This window comes from Bradyrhizobium sp. cf659, assembly GCF_900113725.1.
In the GTDB taxonomy this organism is placed as follows: Bacteria; Pseudomonadota; Alphaproteobacteria; order Rhizobiales; family Xanthobacteraceae; genus Bradyrhizobium.
Genome location: NZ_FOQJ01000001.1, coordinates 296890 through 313222 on the forward strand (window position 1 = coordinate 296890; position 16333 = coordinate 313222).

The window sequence follows — 16333 nt, forward strand, 5'->3', positions numbered from 1 at the left end:
GACGACGTTTTGAAAAGTTCTTCTTGAGGTCAGCATGCCCATCAACATCCTGATGCCCGCTCTCTCGCCGACGATGGAGAAGGGCAACCTCGCCAAGTGGCTGAAGAAGGAAGGCGACAAGGTCAAATCCGGCGATGTCATCGCCGAGATCGAGACCGACAAGGCGACCATGGAGGTCGAGGCCATCGACGAGGGCACGATCGCCAAGATCCTGGTGCCCGAAGGCACGCAGGACGTCCCGGTCAATGACGTGATCGCCGTGCTGGCCGGGGAGGGTGAGGACGTGAAGGCCGCAGGTGCTGCGAAGCCCAGCGCTTCGGCCGCGCCTCCGAAGGCTGCTGAAGCTCCCGCTGCTGCGCCAGCGCCGGCGCCTGCCGCCCCCAAGGCTGCTCCGGCGCCCGCCGCCACACCTGCGCCGCAGGCTGCCGCACCGGCTGCTCAGAGCAACGGCCATGGCGGCCGCGTGTTCTCATCGCCGCTGGCGCGTCGCCTCGCCAAGGACGCGGGCATCGACGTGTCGATGGTATCAGGCACCGGCCCGCACGGTCGTGTCGTCGCCCGCGACGTCGAGCAGGCCAAGTCCGGCAAGGGCCTCAAGGCGCCCGCCGCGGCGCCGTCAGGCGCGCCCGCGATCGCGCCGACCATGTCGGACAAGCAGATCCTGTCGCTGTTCGAGCCGGGCTCCTACGACATCGTCCCGCATGACGGCATGCGCCGCACGATCGCGCAGCGCCTGACCGCGTCGATCCAGAACGTCCCGCATTTCTACCTCACCATCGACTGCGACATCGGCAAGCTGCTCGCCGCGCGCGAGGAGATCAATGCGGCAGCTCCGAAGGACAAGGAGAAGAAGCCGCTCTACAAGATCTCGGTCAACGACTTCGTCATCAAGGCGATGGCGGTCGCGCTCCAGAAGATCCCGAACTGCAATGTGAGCTGGACCGAGAGCGGCATGGTCAAGCATCATCATTCCGACGTCGGCGTTGCGGTGGCGATGCCCGGCGGCCTGATCACGCCGATCATCCGGAAAGCGGAGACCAAGACGCTCTCCACCATCTCCAACGAGATGAAGGATTTTGCCGCGCGCGCCCGCTCGCGCAAGCTGAAGCCGGAGGAATACCAGGGCGGCACCACCGCCGTGTCCAACCTCGGCATGTACGGCATCAGCCACTTCACCGCCGTGATCAACCCGCCGCATGCCACCATCCTCGCGGTCGGCACCAGCGAGGAGCGCCCCGTCGTGCGCGGCGGCAAGATCGAGATCGCGCACATGATGAGCGTGACCTTGTCCTGCGATCACCGCGCCATCGACGGCGCGCTCGGTGCCGAGCTGATCGGCGCGTTCAAGCAGCTGATCGAAAATCCCGTCATGATGATGGTCTGAGATGGCGCATGAGGACGCGCTGGCCCTGGATCTCGATGCTGATTTCGCTGATCCTCACGCTCAGTCCGCCCGGCCGCGACATCGTTGAAGCCGCCTTCTTCGCCGGCGAAGCGCTGTCGCGCAACATCTGGGCGCCGATCGCGCTCACCATCTTCGCCGTCATGGCAGCGGTCATTCTCGCGGAATGGCTGATCAGAACTTACATCCTCAACCGCCGCGCCCGCGGCGCAACGACCGCTTGAGTTGAACGGGAGCCGCCATGGCCGATACATCCTTCGACATCATCATCATCGGCTCCGGTCCCGGCGGCTATGTCACCGCGATCCGCGCCGCCCAGCTCGGCTTCAAGGTCGCGATCGTCGAAAAATCCTACCTCGGCGGCATCTGCCTGAACTGGGGCTGCATCCCGACCAAGGCGCTGCTGCGCTCTGCCGAAATCTATCACTACATGCAGCATGCCAAGGACTACGGCCTGTCGGCTGAGAAGGTTTCGTTCGACCCGAAGGCCGTGGTGCAGCGCTCGCGCGGCGTCTCCAAGCGGCTCAACGACGGTGTCGGCTTCCTGATGAAGAAGAACAAGGTCAGCGTGATCTGGGGCGCCGCCTCGATCGACGCGCCCGGCAAGGTCACCGTGAAGAAGTCCGACGTCGAGGGCCCGAAGGGTGCGCTGGGCGAGGGGACTTACCAGGCCAAGCACATCATCGTTGCGACCGGCGCGCGGCCGCGCGTGCTGCCGGGGCTCGAGCCCGACAAGAAGCTGATCTGGACCTATTTCGAGGCGATGGTGCCGGAGAAGATGCCGAAGTCGCTGCTGGTCGTCGGCTCCGGCGCGATCGGCATCGAATTCGCCTCGTTCTTCCACACCATGGGCTCCGACGTCACCGTGGTCGAGGTGCTGCCGCAGATCCTGCCCGTCGAGGACGCGGAGATCGCGGGCCTTGCCCGCAAGCGCCTGGAGAAGCAGGGCATCAAGATCATGTCCTCGACCAAGGTGACCAAGCTGGAGAAGAAGGCCGACAGCGTCGTCGCCACCATCGACGACGGCAAGGGCAAGCCTGTCACCACCGAGTTCGAGCGCGTGATCTCGGCGGTCGGCGTCGTCGGCAACATCGAGAATCTCGGCCTCGAAAAGCTCGGCGTCAAAACCGACCGCGGCTGCATCGTGATCGACGGCTACGGCAAGACCAACGTGCCCGGCATCTACGCCATCGGCGACGTCGCAGGTCCCCCCATGCTCGCGCACAAGGCCGAGCATGAGGGCGTGGTCTGCGTCGAGGCGATCAAGGGCCTGCATCCGCACCCCATGGACAAGAACCTGATCCCGGGCTGCACCTATTGCAACCCGCAGGTCGCTTCCGTCGGTCTCACCGAAGCCAAGGCCAAGGAGAACGGCCGCGAGATCCGCGTCGGCCGCTTCCCCTTCGTCGGCAACGGCAAGGCCATCGCGCTCGGCGAGGACCAGGGCCTGGTCAAGGTGATCTTCGACAAGAAGACCGGCCAGCTGCTCGGCGCCCACATGGTCGGCGCGGAAGTCACCGAGCTGATCCAGGGCTACGTCGTCGCCATGAATCTGGAGACCACGGAAGAAGAGCTGATGCACACGGTGTTCCCGCATCCGACCCTGTCGGAGATGATGAAGGAAGCCGTGCTGGATGCGTACGGGCGGGTGTTGAATATCTGACGGGCGCCATCGCCGCCCACCGCCGTCATTGCGAGCGAAGCGAAGCAATCCAGACTGCCTCTGCGGAAAGATTCTGGATTGCTTCGCTGCGCTCGCAATGACGAGCGGAGAGAGCCGTTTGCAAAATAAGAAGGAAATCACCCATGCACGACAACGACAACCTCACCATCGAACGCCCGACCTTCGTCACCCATCTCGAATGCGCGATGGAAGGCGACCATTACGCCGCTGACCAGGTCCACAACCTCTCGAAAGCCGGCAAGCCGCTGCTGGTGCGCTATGACCTCGCCGGTGTGAAGAAGGCTCTGACCAAGGACGCACTCAGCCAGCGCCCCGCCGACGTGTGGCGTTATCGCGAACTGCTGCCGGTGCGCAAATGCAAGGACATCGTCTCGCTCGGCGAGGTCACGACGCCGCTGATCCGGCTGCCGAAGCTCGGGAAGAAGCTCGGCGGCGGTGAGATCATCGTGAAGGACGAGGGGCGGCTGCCGACCGGCTCGTTCAAGGCGCGCGGCCTCGTGATGGCGGTGTCGATGGGCAAGGCGCTCGGCATCAAGCACATGGCGATGCCGACCAACGGCAATGCCGGTGCGGCGCTTGCGGCCTATGCAACGTCCTGCGGCATCAAGACCACGATCTTCTGCCCGGCCGACACGCCCGAGGTGAACGTCAGCGAGATCGAGCTCCAGGGCGCGACCGTCTACCGCGTCAACGGCTATATCGACGATTGCGGCAAGATCGTCGGCGAGGGCAAGGCGAAGGTCGGCTGGTTCGACACGTCCACGCTGAAGGAGCCGTACCGCATCGAAGGCAAGAAGACGATGGGCCTCGAGCTCGCCGAGCAGCTCGGCTGGGACGTGCCCGACGTGATCTTCTATCCCACCGGCGGCGGCACCGGCCTGATCGGCATGTGGAAGGCCTTCGACGAGCTTGAGAAGATCGGCTTCATCGGCTCAAAACGTCCGCGCATGGTCGCGGTGCAGGCCTCGGGCTGCGCGCCGATGGTGCGGGCCTACGAGGCCGGCACCGAGCATGCGACGCGCTGGGAGGACGCCCACACCATCGCGTCGGGCATCCGTGTGCCGCAGGCGATCGGCGATTTCCTGATTTTGCGCGCGGTGCGCGAGAGCAAGGGCTTTGCCATCGCAGTCGACGACGACAAGATCTCGGCGGCGCTCAGCGAGGTCGCGCGCGAGGAGGGGCTTTTGCTGTGCCCCGAGGGCGCCGCGACCTACGCCGCCTACAAGGAAAGCCTTGCCGATGGCCGCGTCAGCAAGACCGACCGCGTGATGTTGTTCAACTGCGCGACCGGCCTGAAATACCCGCTGCCGCCGGTCACCCGCACGCTGGATCGGCACAAGCCAATCGACTTCTCGCAGTTCTAGAAATCTCTCCCTCTCCCCGTTCTTACGGGGAGAGGGTTGGGGTGAGGGGCCTCTCTCCGCGAATGAGATATTCGTGAGACCTGTACCCCCTCACCCGAATTGCTTCGCAATTCGACCTCTCCCCGCAAGCGGGGAGAGGTAAAGAAAAACAACAATGACATTGCTGGGGAGGACACAATGGCGAAGGCCGTCTGGGCCGGGCTGATCGGTATTCTCGCTCTCGCCGGCGCTGCGCGCGCCGACGACTATCCCTCGCATCCCATCACCATCATCGTTCCCTTCGCGGCCGGCGGCCCGTCGGATGCGATGGCGCGCGTGCTCGCCGAACGGATGCGGACGACGCTCGGCCAGCCCCTGGTGGTCGAGAACGTCACCGGCGCCGGCGGCTCGATCGGCGTCGGCCGCGCCGTGCAATCACCGCCGGACGGCTACACAATCTCGTTCGGCCATCTCGGCACTCATGTGGCCAACGGCGCCGTCTATAAGCTCAAATACGACCTCGTTGCCGATCTCGAGCCGGTGGTGCTGCTGCCGAGCAATCCGATGATCGTGGTCAGCAAGAACGCGGTGCCCGCGACCTCGCTGAAGGAGCTGCTGGACTGGCTGAAGTCGCGCCCGTCGTCCCCCACCGCCGGTACGGCCGGTGCAGGCTCCGGCAGCCACATCGCCGGCGTCTATTTCGAAAGCGTCAGCGGCATCAAGCTGCAATACGTGCCGTATCGCGGCACCGCGCCTGCGCTGAACGATCTCATCGCCGGCCAGATCGACGTCATCGTCGACCAGACCTCCAACTCCATCAACCAGGTCCGCGCCGGCACCATCCGTGCGTACGCCGTCACCGACGACAAGCGCCTGCCCTCGGCGCCCGACATCCCGACCGCGGAGGAGGCGGGGCTGAAAGGCTTCCACATGACGCTGTGGTCGGGCATGTGGGTACCGAAGGGCACGCCGAAGGAGATCGTGGCCAAGCTCAACGCCGCGGCCGTGGAAGCCCTGAACGATCCCGCCGTGAAGAAGCAGCTCGAAAGCCAGGGCCTGGAGATGACGCCGCAGGATCAGCTCACGCCCGAAGCGCTCGGCACCCGCCAGAAGGCGGAGATCGCGAAGTGGTGGCCGATCATCAAGGCGGCCAACATCAAGGTGGATTGAGCGCCTCGCCCCTACGTATGTCGTCACGACGATAAGTCGCCGCGGCCTGAGGAGCGATCAGGGGCAGGCGCGGCCGGGTCACATCTTGCTTTCACCGGACCCCGACAGGGCCGCCTCCAGACATTGAAGCAGAGCCGGCGTGGAAAACGGCTTCGCGAGAAAGCAGGACGCGCCGGCCTTCAGCGCGCGGTCGCGCACGGCGTCGTCGGGAAAAGCCGTCATGAAGATGAAGGGCGTGATGCGCCCGAGGCTGCGCATATGCGTCAACAGCTCGACACCGCTCATGGCCAGCATCTGCACGTCCGCGATCACGCAAGAGGTCGTGTCCAGTTCGGCGGATTGGAGAAATTCGTGAGCGGAACCAAAGGTGTAGACCGTGTATCCTCGCGACGTCAGGAGGTTGTTCGTCGCAAGGCGAACGGAGGGATCATCATCAATGACGGAAATGATCGAAGGCACTGACAATATGATCGCTCCTGCACGGGGAGCCGCCGGCCGCGGTTCAGCCGCTTACGGAAAGTGGGCCCCTGGAGCGAGATTGGAAAGCATACTTAGGTTTGCAGATGACCCCTATTGCGCGGGATTCCGAGCGCGTCGGTCATTCTGACGAGATCGGCCAATGACTTCGCCTCCATTTTCCGCATGATCTGCCCGCGATAGATCTTCACGGTGATTTCGGCCAGTCCGAGTTCGGCGGCGACCTGTTTGTTCATCAGGCCGGATGCAACCAGGGCGAGGACGTCGCGCTCGCGCGCTGTCAGCCCCTCGAAACGGGATCGCACGCCTGAGATCGACTTCTCCGCTTCGCGCCGCCTGCGATCCCGCTCGATCGCCGCCTGCACCGCATCCAGCATGTCCTGGTCGCGCACCGGCTTGGTCAGAAAATCGACGGCACCGCTCTTCATGGCTCTCACGGTCATGGGAATATCGCCATGACCGGTGATAAAAATAATGGGCGTGTGAATATTGGCCTTGGCGAGGTCCGCCTGGAGGTCGAGGCCGCTCGATCCTGGCAGGCGGATGTCGAGCACAAGGCAACTGGGGACCGCAGGCGGTTTGGATTCCATGATCTCCGCCGCTGAACTGAAGGCCTCGACCTTAAGGCCGACCGATTGAAAGAGATTGGTCAGTGCGCGGCGCATCGACGGATCATCATCGACGATCAGGACGATCGGGTCACCTGCGCTCGCCTGGCCCTGCTTGGTATGGTCGGTCACGACGTGTCCTTGTGCGGCAAGGGCAGGGCGATCTGGAGTGTTGCGCCGCTCCCCTCATTTTGAAAGGCCGAAAGCCGGCCCGCGTGAGCCTCGATGATCGATCGGCAGATCGAGAGTCCCATTCCCAGACCGCCCGATTTCGTCGTGAAGAAGGGAGTGAAGATGCGTTCCTTGACGTCCTTGCCGAGGCCGACACCGCGGTCCGTCACGGTGAGAAGCAGGCAGTCGCCGTCGTCGTCGTCCGTCCGGCCCGAGCGGATCGCCAGTTCGCGCGGGCGGTCGACATTGGCTTGCATGGCTTCGATGCCGTTCATCACCAGGTTGATCAGCACCTGCTGGAGCTGGATCCGGTCGCCGCAAATCCTCGGCAGGTTGGACGCCAGCTCCATTCGCACCGACACCCCATGGGTCGCGAGCTCGCGCCGAACGAGCGCCACCGCCTCCCTGACGACTTGGTTGATGTCGAGTGGAACTACTTCGATCTCGGTCTTCTTCGCGAGCGCCCTGATCCGGCGGATCACCTCGCTGGCTCGATTGGCGTCCTCGACAATCCATTCGGCGGAACGGCGCGCGGCCTTCAAGTCGGCGGGTTCGCGATCGAGCCAAGCCATGCAGGCGTCCGCATTGGAGATCACGGCGGCAAGAGGCTGGGTGATTTCGTGGGCTATCGAGGCGGTGAGTTCGCCGAGCGTCGTGACGCGCGTGACATGGGTGAGCTCGGCTTGTGCTTTGCGCAGCGCTTCTTCAGCCTGCTCGGCGCGGATCGCCGCCGTTACATCGCTACTGACGCCTCGATAGCCGAGAAAATGACCGTCCGCGTCATGCAAGGGCTTGCCGCTGGTGCGCACGTAAATTGGAGAGCCGTTGCGATCCCTGCCGTGGTAAACTAGGTCGCGGAACGGGAGGTGGGCGTCGAGCGTCGCGCGATGCTGCTCCCACTTTCCGGGCTCGAGCTCGGCATCGGGCGGAATGTCCCAACGCGTCAGGCCGATCAGGGCCGTCGGCGCAGCACTGGCCGGATCGGCGTGTTCCGACATCTGCGTGATACGGTGATCCGGCCCGGTCTCCCAAAACCAGTCCGATGCGGTTTCCGCATAGTCGCGGAATCGCTGCTCGGATGCCTTGAGCTCGTCAAATGCCCTTTGAAGCGCTTCCTTTGCGGCGACCTGCTCGGTGACGTCCACATGGGTACCGATGATTTCCATCACTTCGCCATCGCTGCCGACGACGGGATGTCCCTCGGTATGGACTCGTCGTATCGAGCCGTCTGGGCGCGCAATGCGAAAGTCGATTTCGAAGGGTTCCTTTCGCCGGAGGGCCTGACGTTCGACCTCGACGATCCGTTGGAAATCCTCGGGGAGGATACGTTCCTGGAAAGCCCGTGCCGGTACATCGATCTGGTTCGGCTCAAATCCGAACAGGCGGTAGAGTTCGGCCGATCGGTATGCAAACTCCTGACGGCGCACATCCCAGGCCCAGCTGCTGGTATGGCTGAGCCGCTGGGCCTCGGCCAAATAGGCCTCGCTGCGCCGCAGCCTTTGTTCGGACTCCTTTGCAACCGTGACATCGGTGACGGCCCCGACGAACTCGATGCGCCCGGATCCATGTCTCAGCGCGCGCGCCACGGAATGGAGGTATTTGACTGATCCATCCGGCATCAGCAGGCGATACTCGTGGTCGAAATCCTCTGCGCGTCGGGAGGCCCGATCGAGGGTCCTTCTGACCGCGTCGCGATCCTCCGGATGGATGCGCTGGAAGACAAAATCCAAGGTCGGCTTCACCGCCAGGTCACACTGGAAGATGCGAAAGGTCTCCCTTGACCAGACGATCGCGCCTGTCGCGACGTTCAGGCCGAAGCTGCCGGTGCGGCTCAGTTCCTGCGCCTGGGCGAGGTAGGCCTCGCTCTGCCGCAGGGCGTCCTCCGCTTCCTTGCGCTGGGTGATGTTTTCGCAGGCAACCAGCACGATCGGCGTTCCGTCGCCGCGCAGCATCGCCTTGGCGTTTTCACGGACCCAAAGGACTGAGCCGTCCTTCCGGAACTTGCGAATCTCCCAGGTATGCGACTGGTCCAGGGTTTCCAGGGACTGCGCCACGCATCGGCGGACGAAGTCGTGGTCCTCCTCGAAGAAGACGTTGAGCACGGACTGGCCAATCAGCTCAGCCGCCGTGTAGCCCAGTTGTGCGGCGCCGAACGTATTGACGTTGAGCACTGTTCCGGCCGGATCGACCATGAAATACATGACCGGATTGTGCTCGAACACCTCATGCCACTGCCTCACGGCGTCGCGCAGATCGACGGCGTCTTGCCGCGAGTCGTCTGCGACCGCGGGCTCGTCCTTCTCGCCATTGCCGAACGATCGAAGCGCCGCAAGGCCGCCGAGCAGGAATTGTGCGGCCGAATTCCCAAATTTCGCGATCTGGCCAGGCATCATCGCAGGCGTCCCGGCTCGCTGGGGCCAAGGCAAGTAGAGCACTTTGCAACAAGGGGAGCAATTCCTTCCGACTAAAGTGGAATCAGCTCACCGAAACTCGCGGTCGCCGTGCAGCCTGCCGGCTTTGCGCCGTCTCGTTGAAGGCGCTGCGAAGGGCCGGAAAACTACGGGACAAACCTACGTATAGCTCGCGCATCCCTAATCATGGCGCACATTTACTTCCGTACAATTGAGCGGTCCGTTGCGTGCGGATTAATCTCACGACCAATCGAGGGGACGCGATATGCAAGGCACAAGCTGGCGATTAGCTCGATGTGCTGCTCATAGAGTCAAGCTCTGCGTCCGTTGCTCCGAGTTGCCGCATGATTGGCGGGTCGCGATTGAGAGGCCGCATTTTCAATAACGAGCGTGGATGGCCGTGGACCAGCGCACGAGCGCAGCCACAATCATAAGACAGGAGGAGAGCATGATGTGCGATAGCCCTGAACACTCCGAGCGCGGTACCGTTGTAAAGGGCTGCGCTGTCTGTAACGGCAAGTTTGGCCTGATCCGATATTATTCCTGGCGAACGCCGCTGTGCTCCAGAAGGTGTCTCGATCGCTTCAGGGCGCGCCGCGAGCGCGACCGCCGATGGCTGTTTCGATTTCAGGCGGCGTGAAGTCCGCGGTTCTGAACGGGAGGCCGCGTGCTGAACCGTGCTTGCAAGCTCCTCTTGACGATCGCGCTGTCGCTTTCGTCGATGACCGGAGCGGAGGCCGAGGAGCCTGGACAGGATGCACATCGTCATCATCCGCCCCAGGATCAGCTCCTGCACGAGAAGTTCTATTCGGGCTGGCACATGCCCGACAATCCGGTGCTGAGTTGCTGCAACAGCGCGGATTGCTATCCGACAGAGATACGGTACGTCGACGGCAGGATCTACGCACGGCGCCGGGAAGACGGAAAGTACATCCTCATCCCGTCCCAGAAGGTGGAGCGACACAGAGATAATCCCGACGGCCGCAACCATCTTTGCGCCCCGCCGCCATCCGCCTCTCTGGTCGACACGGTCTACTGCTTCGCGCTCGGAGGTGCCACGTGAGGTTCATACTGGTGAACGGCCGGACCCCTTTCCGGAAGACGTTCTGTCTATGGTGCTGCGAGGAGATCAGCGGCAGCTACTTGCGCGATGTCAGGACGCTGCTGCCCTACTGCGGTTACGAATGCTACGCGCTTCATCACGAAGCAGCACCGTTGATCGGGGGACGTACGCGCGCGGCATCTTGAGCAGACAGGTGGGCGAGACGCATCGGCGGGGGCGCGCCTGCCGGCAGGAGAGGACACGGCATTGAGATTCATGCTCGTCAATCAGGAACGTCCCTGCCACGGCGCCGTCTGCAGCGCGTGCGCCCGGCCGCTGGGTTCGAGTTACGTCCGGCACGTGTCCAAGCAAGAGCGTTATTGCGACCAGGATTGCTACCGTCGAGATCAGCAGACGGCCATGGAACTGCTGTGGCCCTACCGCAGCACGCTCGAGGCGATGGCGGTGCTGACGGCGATCTCGAGCTGGAGCTGGATGATGCAGATGGGCGCGCTCTCGCGCTCGCTGACCGAGGCATATCTGCGCGCCCACGACCTTCTGACCACGGAAGGAGGTGACGGCTAGCTGAACGACGCAGGCCGCGCAGAATCGTCGGCCGCAGTCACCGCGTCCAGCCCCACGCCGCGTCCAGCCCCGGCGGTCGCGAGGCTAGGGCGAGGGGGCTGCGGCCGATGCCGTTGGTGCCGCGCTCACTTCCTGCGTCGTGACGCGCTGCTCGGATTTCGCGGCGACCATGCCGCTGCTCTCGAACCGCGCACGGTAGACCAGCACGTTCTCCATCACGCGCTGGACGTAATTGCGCGTCTCCGACAGCGGGATGCGCTCGACCCAGTCGACCGGATCGACCTTGGGATCCCTGGGGTCGCCGCGCGCCTGCACCCATTCGCGGACACGGCCGCGGCCGGCATTGTAGCCGGCGAAGGTCATGATCTGGTTGCCGCGATATTCCGACAACAGCGCGCTGAGCTCGGCTGCCCCCATCTGCGTGTTGTAGACGGGATCGGAGACCATCCTGTCCCAGTCATAGGTCAGGCCGAAGCGCTTTGCGGTGTCGCGCCCGGCTTCCGGCGTCACCTGCATCAGGCCGACCGCATTGGCGGGCGACTTGTCGCGCTGGTCGAACGAGCTTTCGGTGCGCGCCACCGAATAGATCACGCTGGTCTCGATCGCGGGCGCGACCTGCTTGTGCTCGGGGATGCCGATGGTCGGGAAGGCGTAATGGTCGAGTGCGAGCCCGCGCGCCAGCGCCGACTTGCCCACCTCCAGCATGACGCGCGCATCGTTGCGCCGTCCGGCCAGCTCGCCGAGGCCTTCGAGGGCGGCAACGTCGGTGCTCTCCTTGGCAAAATCCTCGGCGTAGTAGAACGCCGTGTCGCGCTCGCCGACACCATAGAGCATGTCGGCCGCGCGCACGCGCTCATCCAGGGCCTGCGTGTCGGCTGCGGCCAGCACGGGCGAGGGCGGGCGCAGCTCGATGCGGTCGAGGCCGAGCCTGGCGCGGGCGAGCTGACCGTAATAGGCGGTCGGGTAGCGCGCCGCCGCTTGATAGCTCTGGCGCGCGTCGGCCGTCGCCCCCATCGCTTCCGCGGCGCGGCCGCGCCAGTAATGGGCGCGCGACAGCGCGAGCGGATTGGCCGAGCCTTCGTCGATCGCGGCGAAGTGCATCATCGCCGTCCTGGGATCGTCGAGATAGCGCAGCGCGATCCAGCCGCACATGAAGTGGTAGTCGACGCGATAGACCTCCATCGCCGGCACGGCCGCCGCGCGCACCACGTCGTAAGCGGTCCTGGACTTGCCCTGGTCGAGCAGTTTTCGCGCCAGCAAACGACGCTCGCGCCACCAGGCGTCGGTGTCCTGCGCCGCCATGGTGTCGGGCGCGGCGGCCAAAATCACCTCGGCCGCGTCGTCGATGCGGTCCTTCTGGAGATGCCATTGCGCGCGGCACAGCACATAGCCGAGATCGCGGCGCGCCTCGGTCGACACGTCATCGAGATAATCCTTGGCCTTGTTGGCCTTGCCGGTGACGGCGGCGCAGGCCTTGACGATCGCGAGCGCGTCCTCGCCGAGCCGTTTTGCAACGCGCCTTGCGCCGGCATAGTCCTTGGCGCCGAGCCGCTTGTCCATGCGGGCGCGATGGTCGTCGGCGGTGAGGAGATCGCGGAACGCCTCGTAGGAATCTTCCTCGCTGCGCTCCGACAATTCGTCCGTGCGCCAGGCCTCGCGGACGAGACGGGCAGCCCTGTCGGCGTCGCCTTCGGCGAGCAGCACGCGGGCGAGCGCGAACTTGCCCTTGGCGCTGGTCGGGCGGTCCATGGTGAATTTGTGTACGGTGGCCGCGTCGGTCTTCTCCTGCCACAGCCGCGCCTCGGCGCGCCGGCGCAGAAGCGCGCTGCTCGGCCAGTCCGGATTGGCGGCGAGGAAGGCGGCGTAGCGTTTGAAATTCGCGGTGCTCTCGGAATGGCGCAGCATGAACCAGTCGGCGAGCTTCTGGCCGGCGGGGTCAGCGATGCGGTCGCGCGCCGCGCCCGCGTCATCGGTCTTGCCCTTGCGCGCGAGATCGATCGCGTCCTTGAGTGCGGCGAGGTCGCCGGTCAGCGGCGGGAGCGCCGGCTTGTCTGACGGCTCGTCGTCCTGCTTCTTCGACTTGCGCTTCGCCTCGGCGTGCTTGCCGTGACGCGATTTCGCCGCGGCATGGCGCTGCTTGCCGGCCTTCGCCTCATGCGTCTTCTTCGACGCGGACGGTTTGTGACTGTTCTTCGCCGCCAGCTCCGTCGGAAGGAGAGCCAAGGCGGCCACGGCAACGACACACGCGAGCGAGCGTAGGCACTGGTTCATTCCGTGGTCCCCCCTGCGAAACCAGTACAAACCAAAGTCCGCGACGACATGCGGCTCGAGAATCAAAGTCGCGTCGAAAACGATGCCACGGCATCGTTTCGCATTTGTCACGCTGTCGCAACAATGCGGCAAAATACGGATGGAGCACGGGAACTCTTGCAACGGGGGATAGAGCCGGCCTTTAACCTTTGTTAACGAATAGGGCTCGCGCGACGGTTGCGCACGGTCCAGGACGTCGTGAGGGCCAGATTGCGCGTGTTCCCGGGCTGAAATCCGGTGTATTGAGTTCCCCGACCTGTCCTTTCAGCCTTTGCCCCGAGCCTATGCCGATTTTCAACCAGTCGATCCGGCGCAAGATCGTCGGCATCGCCCTCGGATTGATCGTCCTGATGCTGGTCACCTCGATCCTGTCGATGGTGATGTCGAGCCAGGTCGGAGTCCTTCTTGACGAGCTGACCAACCGCTACATCCCGGCCTATGGCGATCTGGCGCGCGCCAACATCCGCTCGCTGGAGCGGTCGGTCGCGCTCCGGCGGATGATCATGATGAGGATGCAGCCGTCCTCGGACGAGGAGGCCTATACGGCGCGCCTGCGCGAGTTCGAGGAGGCGGACCGCAAGATCGAGGAGGAGGCCGAGGGCGCACGCAAGCTCATCAACGTGATCATCGACGACCCGAGGACGCCGTCCGACAATGCCGCGCTGGCGCGGATCGAGATCCGCATCGAAACCGCGGTCAGCGAGCTGCGCCGCGACATGAACGAGGACCACGCAAAGCTCCTCAAGCAGGTCGATGCCAAGCAGATGCCGGAGGCTCGCGGCACGCTGGAGCACATCGACGCCGTCCGCGACCAGTTCAACCAGAAGATCGATGCAATCCGCGCCGACATGCTGAAGCAGGTCTTCGCCGCGACGTCGCAGGTGATCGGTCACCAGCGGCAGGCAATCGTCATTTCGGGCATCGTGACCTTGCTCGCCGCAACTGTCGGATTTGCCTTTGCGCTGCTGGTGTCCGGCGGCATCACGCGGCCGGTGCGGCTGTTGCTCGCCGGCACACGCGAGGTCGAGGCCGGGCGCTTCGACAAGACCATCGCCGTCTCGACCCAGGACGAGATCGGCGAGCTCGCGGCCGCCTTCAACCGCATGATCGAGCAGTTGCGCCACAACGAGCGCATCCGCGAGACGTTTGGCCGCTACATCGATCCCAAGGTGGTGCAGGGCCTGATCGACCGGCCGGAGGTTGCCATCGACGGCCAGCGCCGGGTGATGACCATCATGTTCTGCGACATGAGCGGCTTCACCTCGATGAGCGAGGGCATGACCCCGCGCGGCCTCGTCAAGGTGATGAACCACTATTTCACGGTGATGTCGGTCCCGATCCGGAGCAATCGCGGCGTCATCGACAAATATATCGGCGATGCCATCATGGCCTATTGGGGCCCGCCCTTCATCGAGGAGGACGAGCCCGCACTCCTGGCCGGCTGTGCCGCCATCGACATGGCCGACCAGGTGCCCGCGCTCCAGAAGCAATTGCCCGATCTGCTCGGCATCCGCGCCATGCCCGCGCCGTGCGACCTGCGCATCGGCATCGCCACCGGCGAGGTTCTCACCGGCAGCATCGGCTCCGAGCTGATGATGAGCTTCACCGTGATGGGCGATGCCGTGAACCTCGCTTCGCGGCTCGAGGCCGTCAACAAGGTCTACGGCACCCGCATCCTGATCGCGCAGGCGACGGCGGATGCGATCGGCGAGCGCCTCGAATTCCGCGAGATCGATCGTCTGGCGGTCGCCGGCCAGAGCGCGCCGCAGGCGATCTTCGAGGTGATGGCGAGGGCCGGCACGCTCACCGCCGCGCAGGACGACTTGCGCACGCACTATGCCGAAGGTCTCGCGGCCTATCGCGCCCGCCGCTTCGACGAGGCCCGCGCCGCTTTCAACGCGGCGCTCGAAGCCGTCCCCGGCGACGGTCCCTCGCGCACGCTGCTCGCCCGCATCGCGCAATTCGAGGCCAATCCGCCGGACGAGGGGTGGGACGGCGCCTGGCGGCTGGAGCAGAAGTAAGCCCCGCGCGGGAAAAAATGATTCTACTCGATAACGATGTTCGCCGTGACCTATTTCCCGGGCTTAGGTTGGTCGTCCCTTGAGGCGTTTGATGGGGACACGCCGATGACAGAACTTGAGGACAGGCTGGAGCGGTTCGAGACGCTCACGGCTGAATGCGAGCTGATCGCCAAGCTCGCCACCGACAGCACCAAGCGCGAATTCTATCTCAAGCTCGCCGAGCGCTACTACCAGCTGGCGAGCGAGACGCGGGCCGCCGTCGCGGCCAAGGCTGCGGCCTGAAGGCGGCTGCAATCCGTTCTTAACATTTGACACGCATCCTTTGAGGGCGTGAGCGTCGCGATTCGCGATGGCTCGCGGTGGGAATGCCGGGGCTCGCTGCGATGCAGCGCGTCCCGCTGATGTTGCTTTGCCGGTGTCTTACGGGGCAATCCCATGCGTCTTCTTGCGGTGATCATCCTCGCGCTCATGACGGCGGCCTGCAATCAGGAGCAGGACATCACCGGCTCGACCGCAGCCTGCCCGGTGCGGAACTACAGCTCTTACAATCCCCGCGACATGAACCAGTGTGTGGCCGCCTGCAAGGCGTGCGACCATGGCAACACGGTCACCTGTACCACGTCCTGCACGCTCAAGGGCGCGCACTGAGCGGCCAGCGGTTTGGAGAAGCCTGAGGGCTGGGGATCGCCGGTCCCTCGGGCATCGAGGGGCTGACGGTGTCGGGACACCGGAACGATTCCCCTGACATAATCATTGGTAGGAGCAGGCAGGACGCGGAGTCCGTTGGAATGGGTATGCTCGATCCCGGCCGGTTTCTGGTGTCGTGCTCGCAGTGCGACGCATGGCCGATGGCGGCCAACGTCAAACGCTCGAGCTGGTCGACGTCCCCGAGCGAGGTCCGCTTCGTGTGCCCGCGCTGTCGCCGCGAGGAGACCGCGATCATCTCCGCATCAGGCGAATTGACGCCGATCAGGCGCATCGACATCCCGCCGCGCGACGTCACTGCGGCCTGGGCCCAGACGCAGCGCCCGAGAGGCCGTACCTAGACGGCCGGCACATTGCCCGATCCCGTTCGGGAACCCGGCCGATCGTCGGACGCTTCCGCCCCA

At 64.5% G+C, this 16333-nt stretch carries 15 protein-coding genes; 11 read left to right on the forward strand and 4 right to left on the reverse strand.

Annotation, left to right across the window (positions count from 1 at the left end; all coding sequences use genetic code 11):
* Nucleotides 1-34 precede the first annotated feature (34 nt).
* From BM118_RS01450 to BM118_RS01470, 5 genes are all read left to right on the forward strand, one after another.
* Nucleotides 35-1384: a pyruvate dehydrogenase complex dihydrolipoamide acetyltransferase gene (locus tag BM118_RS01450; protein ID WP_092181250.1), complete on the forward strand. Its 1350-nt coding sequence runs from the start codon at nucleotides 35-37 to the stop codon at nucleotides 1382-1384.
* Nucleotides 1385-1392: 8 nt separating this feature from the next.
* On the forward strand, nucleotides 1393-1626 hold the full coding sequence (locus tag BM118_RS01455) for a hypothetical protein (protein WP_092181254.1): 234 nt from the start codon (nucleotides 1393-1395) through the stop codon (nucleotides 1624-1626).
* Nucleotides 1627-1643: 17 nt separating this feature from the next.
* Complete coding sequence (gene lpdA, locus BM118_RS01460; RefSeq protein ID WP_092181257.1) at nucleotides 1644-3065, forward strand: dihydrolipoyl dehydrogenase; 1422 nt, start codon at nucleotides 1644-1646, stop codon at nucleotides 3063-3065.
* A gap of 143 nt (nucleotides 3066-3208) precedes the next feature.
* The gene (locus BM118_RS01465; RefSeq protein ID WP_092181260.1) at nucleotides 3209-4450 is read left to right on the forward strand and encodes a threonine synthase; all 1242 of its coding nucleotides are present in this window, start codon (nucleotides 3209-3211) and stop codon (nucleotides 4448-4450) included.
* A 177-nt stretch (nucleotides 4451-4627) separates the two neighbouring features.
* Complete coding sequence (locus BM118_RS01470) at nucleotides 4628-5599, forward strand: tripartite tricarboxylate transporter substrate binding protein BugD (protein ID WP_177233931.1); 972 nt, start codon at nucleotides 4628-4630, stop codon at nucleotides 5597-5599.
* Nucleotides 5600-5677: 78 nt separating this feature from the next.
* Here BM118_RS01470 and BM118_RS01475 read toward each other — a convergent pair whose 3' ends face one another.
* The 3 genes from BM118_RS01475 to BM118_RS01485 form a co-directional block, all read right to left on the reverse strand.
* Nucleotides 5678-6064 carry a response regulator transcription factor gene (locus tag BM118_RS01475; RefSeq protein ID WP_177233932.1) on the reverse strand — a complete coding sequence of 129 codons (387 nt, stop codon included), beginning with the start codon at nucleotides 6062-6064 and terminating at the stop codon, nucleotides 5678-5680.
* A gap of 86 nt (nucleotides 6065-6150) precedes the next feature.
* Nucleotides 6151-6816 carry a response regulator transcription factor gene (locus BM118_RS01480; RefSeq protein WP_092181269.1) on the reverse strand — a complete coding sequence of 222 codons (666 nt, stop codon included), beginning with the start codon at nucleotides 6814-6816 and terminating at the stop codon, nucleotides 6151-6153.
* Nucleotides 6813-9248, reverse strand: coding sequence for a PAS domain S-box protein (locus BM118_RS01485; protein WP_177233933.1), 2436 nt, complete (start codon nucleotides 9246-9248; stop codon nucleotides 6813-6815). Before BM118_RS01485 ends, BM118_RS01480 begins: the two co-directional genes overlap by 4 nt.
* A gap of 685 nt (nucleotides 9249-9933) precedes the next feature.
* Here BM118_RS01485 and BM118_RS01500 point away from each other — a divergent pair.
* Together BM118_RS01500 and BM118_RS42110 are read left to right on the forward strand one after the other, a co-directional pair.
* Nucleotides 9934-10329: a hypothetical protein gene (locus tag BM118_RS01500; protein WP_244550030.1), complete on the forward strand. Its 396-nt coding sequence runs from the start codon at nucleotides 9934-9936 to the stop codon at nucleotides 10327-10329.
* Between the two features lie 399 nt (nucleotides 10330-10728).
* On the forward strand, nucleotides 10729-10893 hold the full coding sequence (locus BM118_RS42110) for a hypothetical protein (RefSeq protein ID WP_244550031.1): 165 nt from the start codon (nucleotides 10729-10731) through the stop codon (nucleotides 10891-10893).
* An 84-nt stretch (nucleotides 10894-10977) separates the two neighbouring features.
* Here BM118_RS42110 and BM118_RS01510 read toward each other — a convergent pair whose 3' ends face one another.
* Nucleotides 10978-13164, reverse strand: coding sequence for a lytic transglycosylase domain-containing protein (locus BM118_RS01510; RefSeq protein WP_177233934.1), 2187 nt, complete (start codon nucleotides 13162-13164; stop codon nucleotides 10978-10980).
* Between the two features lie 323 nt (nucleotides 13165-13487).
* On the opposite strand from BM118_RS01510, the gene BM118_RS01515 reads away from it, so the two are divergent.
* From BM118_RS01515 to BM118_RS41085, 4 genes are all read left to right on the forward strand, one after another.
* Nucleotides 13488-15224, forward strand: a complete 1737-nt coding sequence (locus BM118_RS01515) for an adenylate/guanylate cyclase domain-containing protein (protein WP_177233935.1) — start codon at nucleotides 13488-13490, stop codon at nucleotides 15222-15224.
* 105 nt (nucleotides 15225-15329) lie between these two features.
* A complete protein-coding gene (locus tag BM118_RS41075; protein ID WP_177233936.1) occupies nucleotides 15330-15506 on the forward strand; it encodes a hypothetical protein in 177 nt (58 codons plus the stop codon).
* A gap of 153 nt (nucleotides 15507-15659) precedes the next feature.
* A complete protein-coding gene (locus BM118_RS41080; protein ID WP_177233937.1) occupies nucleotides 15660-15872 on the forward strand; it encodes a hypothetical protein in 213 nt (70 codons plus the stop codon).
* Nucleotides 15873-16012: 140 nt separating this feature from the next.
* Complete coding sequence (locus tag BM118_RS41085; protein WP_177233938.1) at nucleotides 16013-16270, forward strand: hypothetical protein; 258 nt, start codon at nucleotides 16013-16015, stop codon at nucleotides 16268-16270.
* Nucleotides 16271-16333 lie beyond the last annotated feature (63 nt).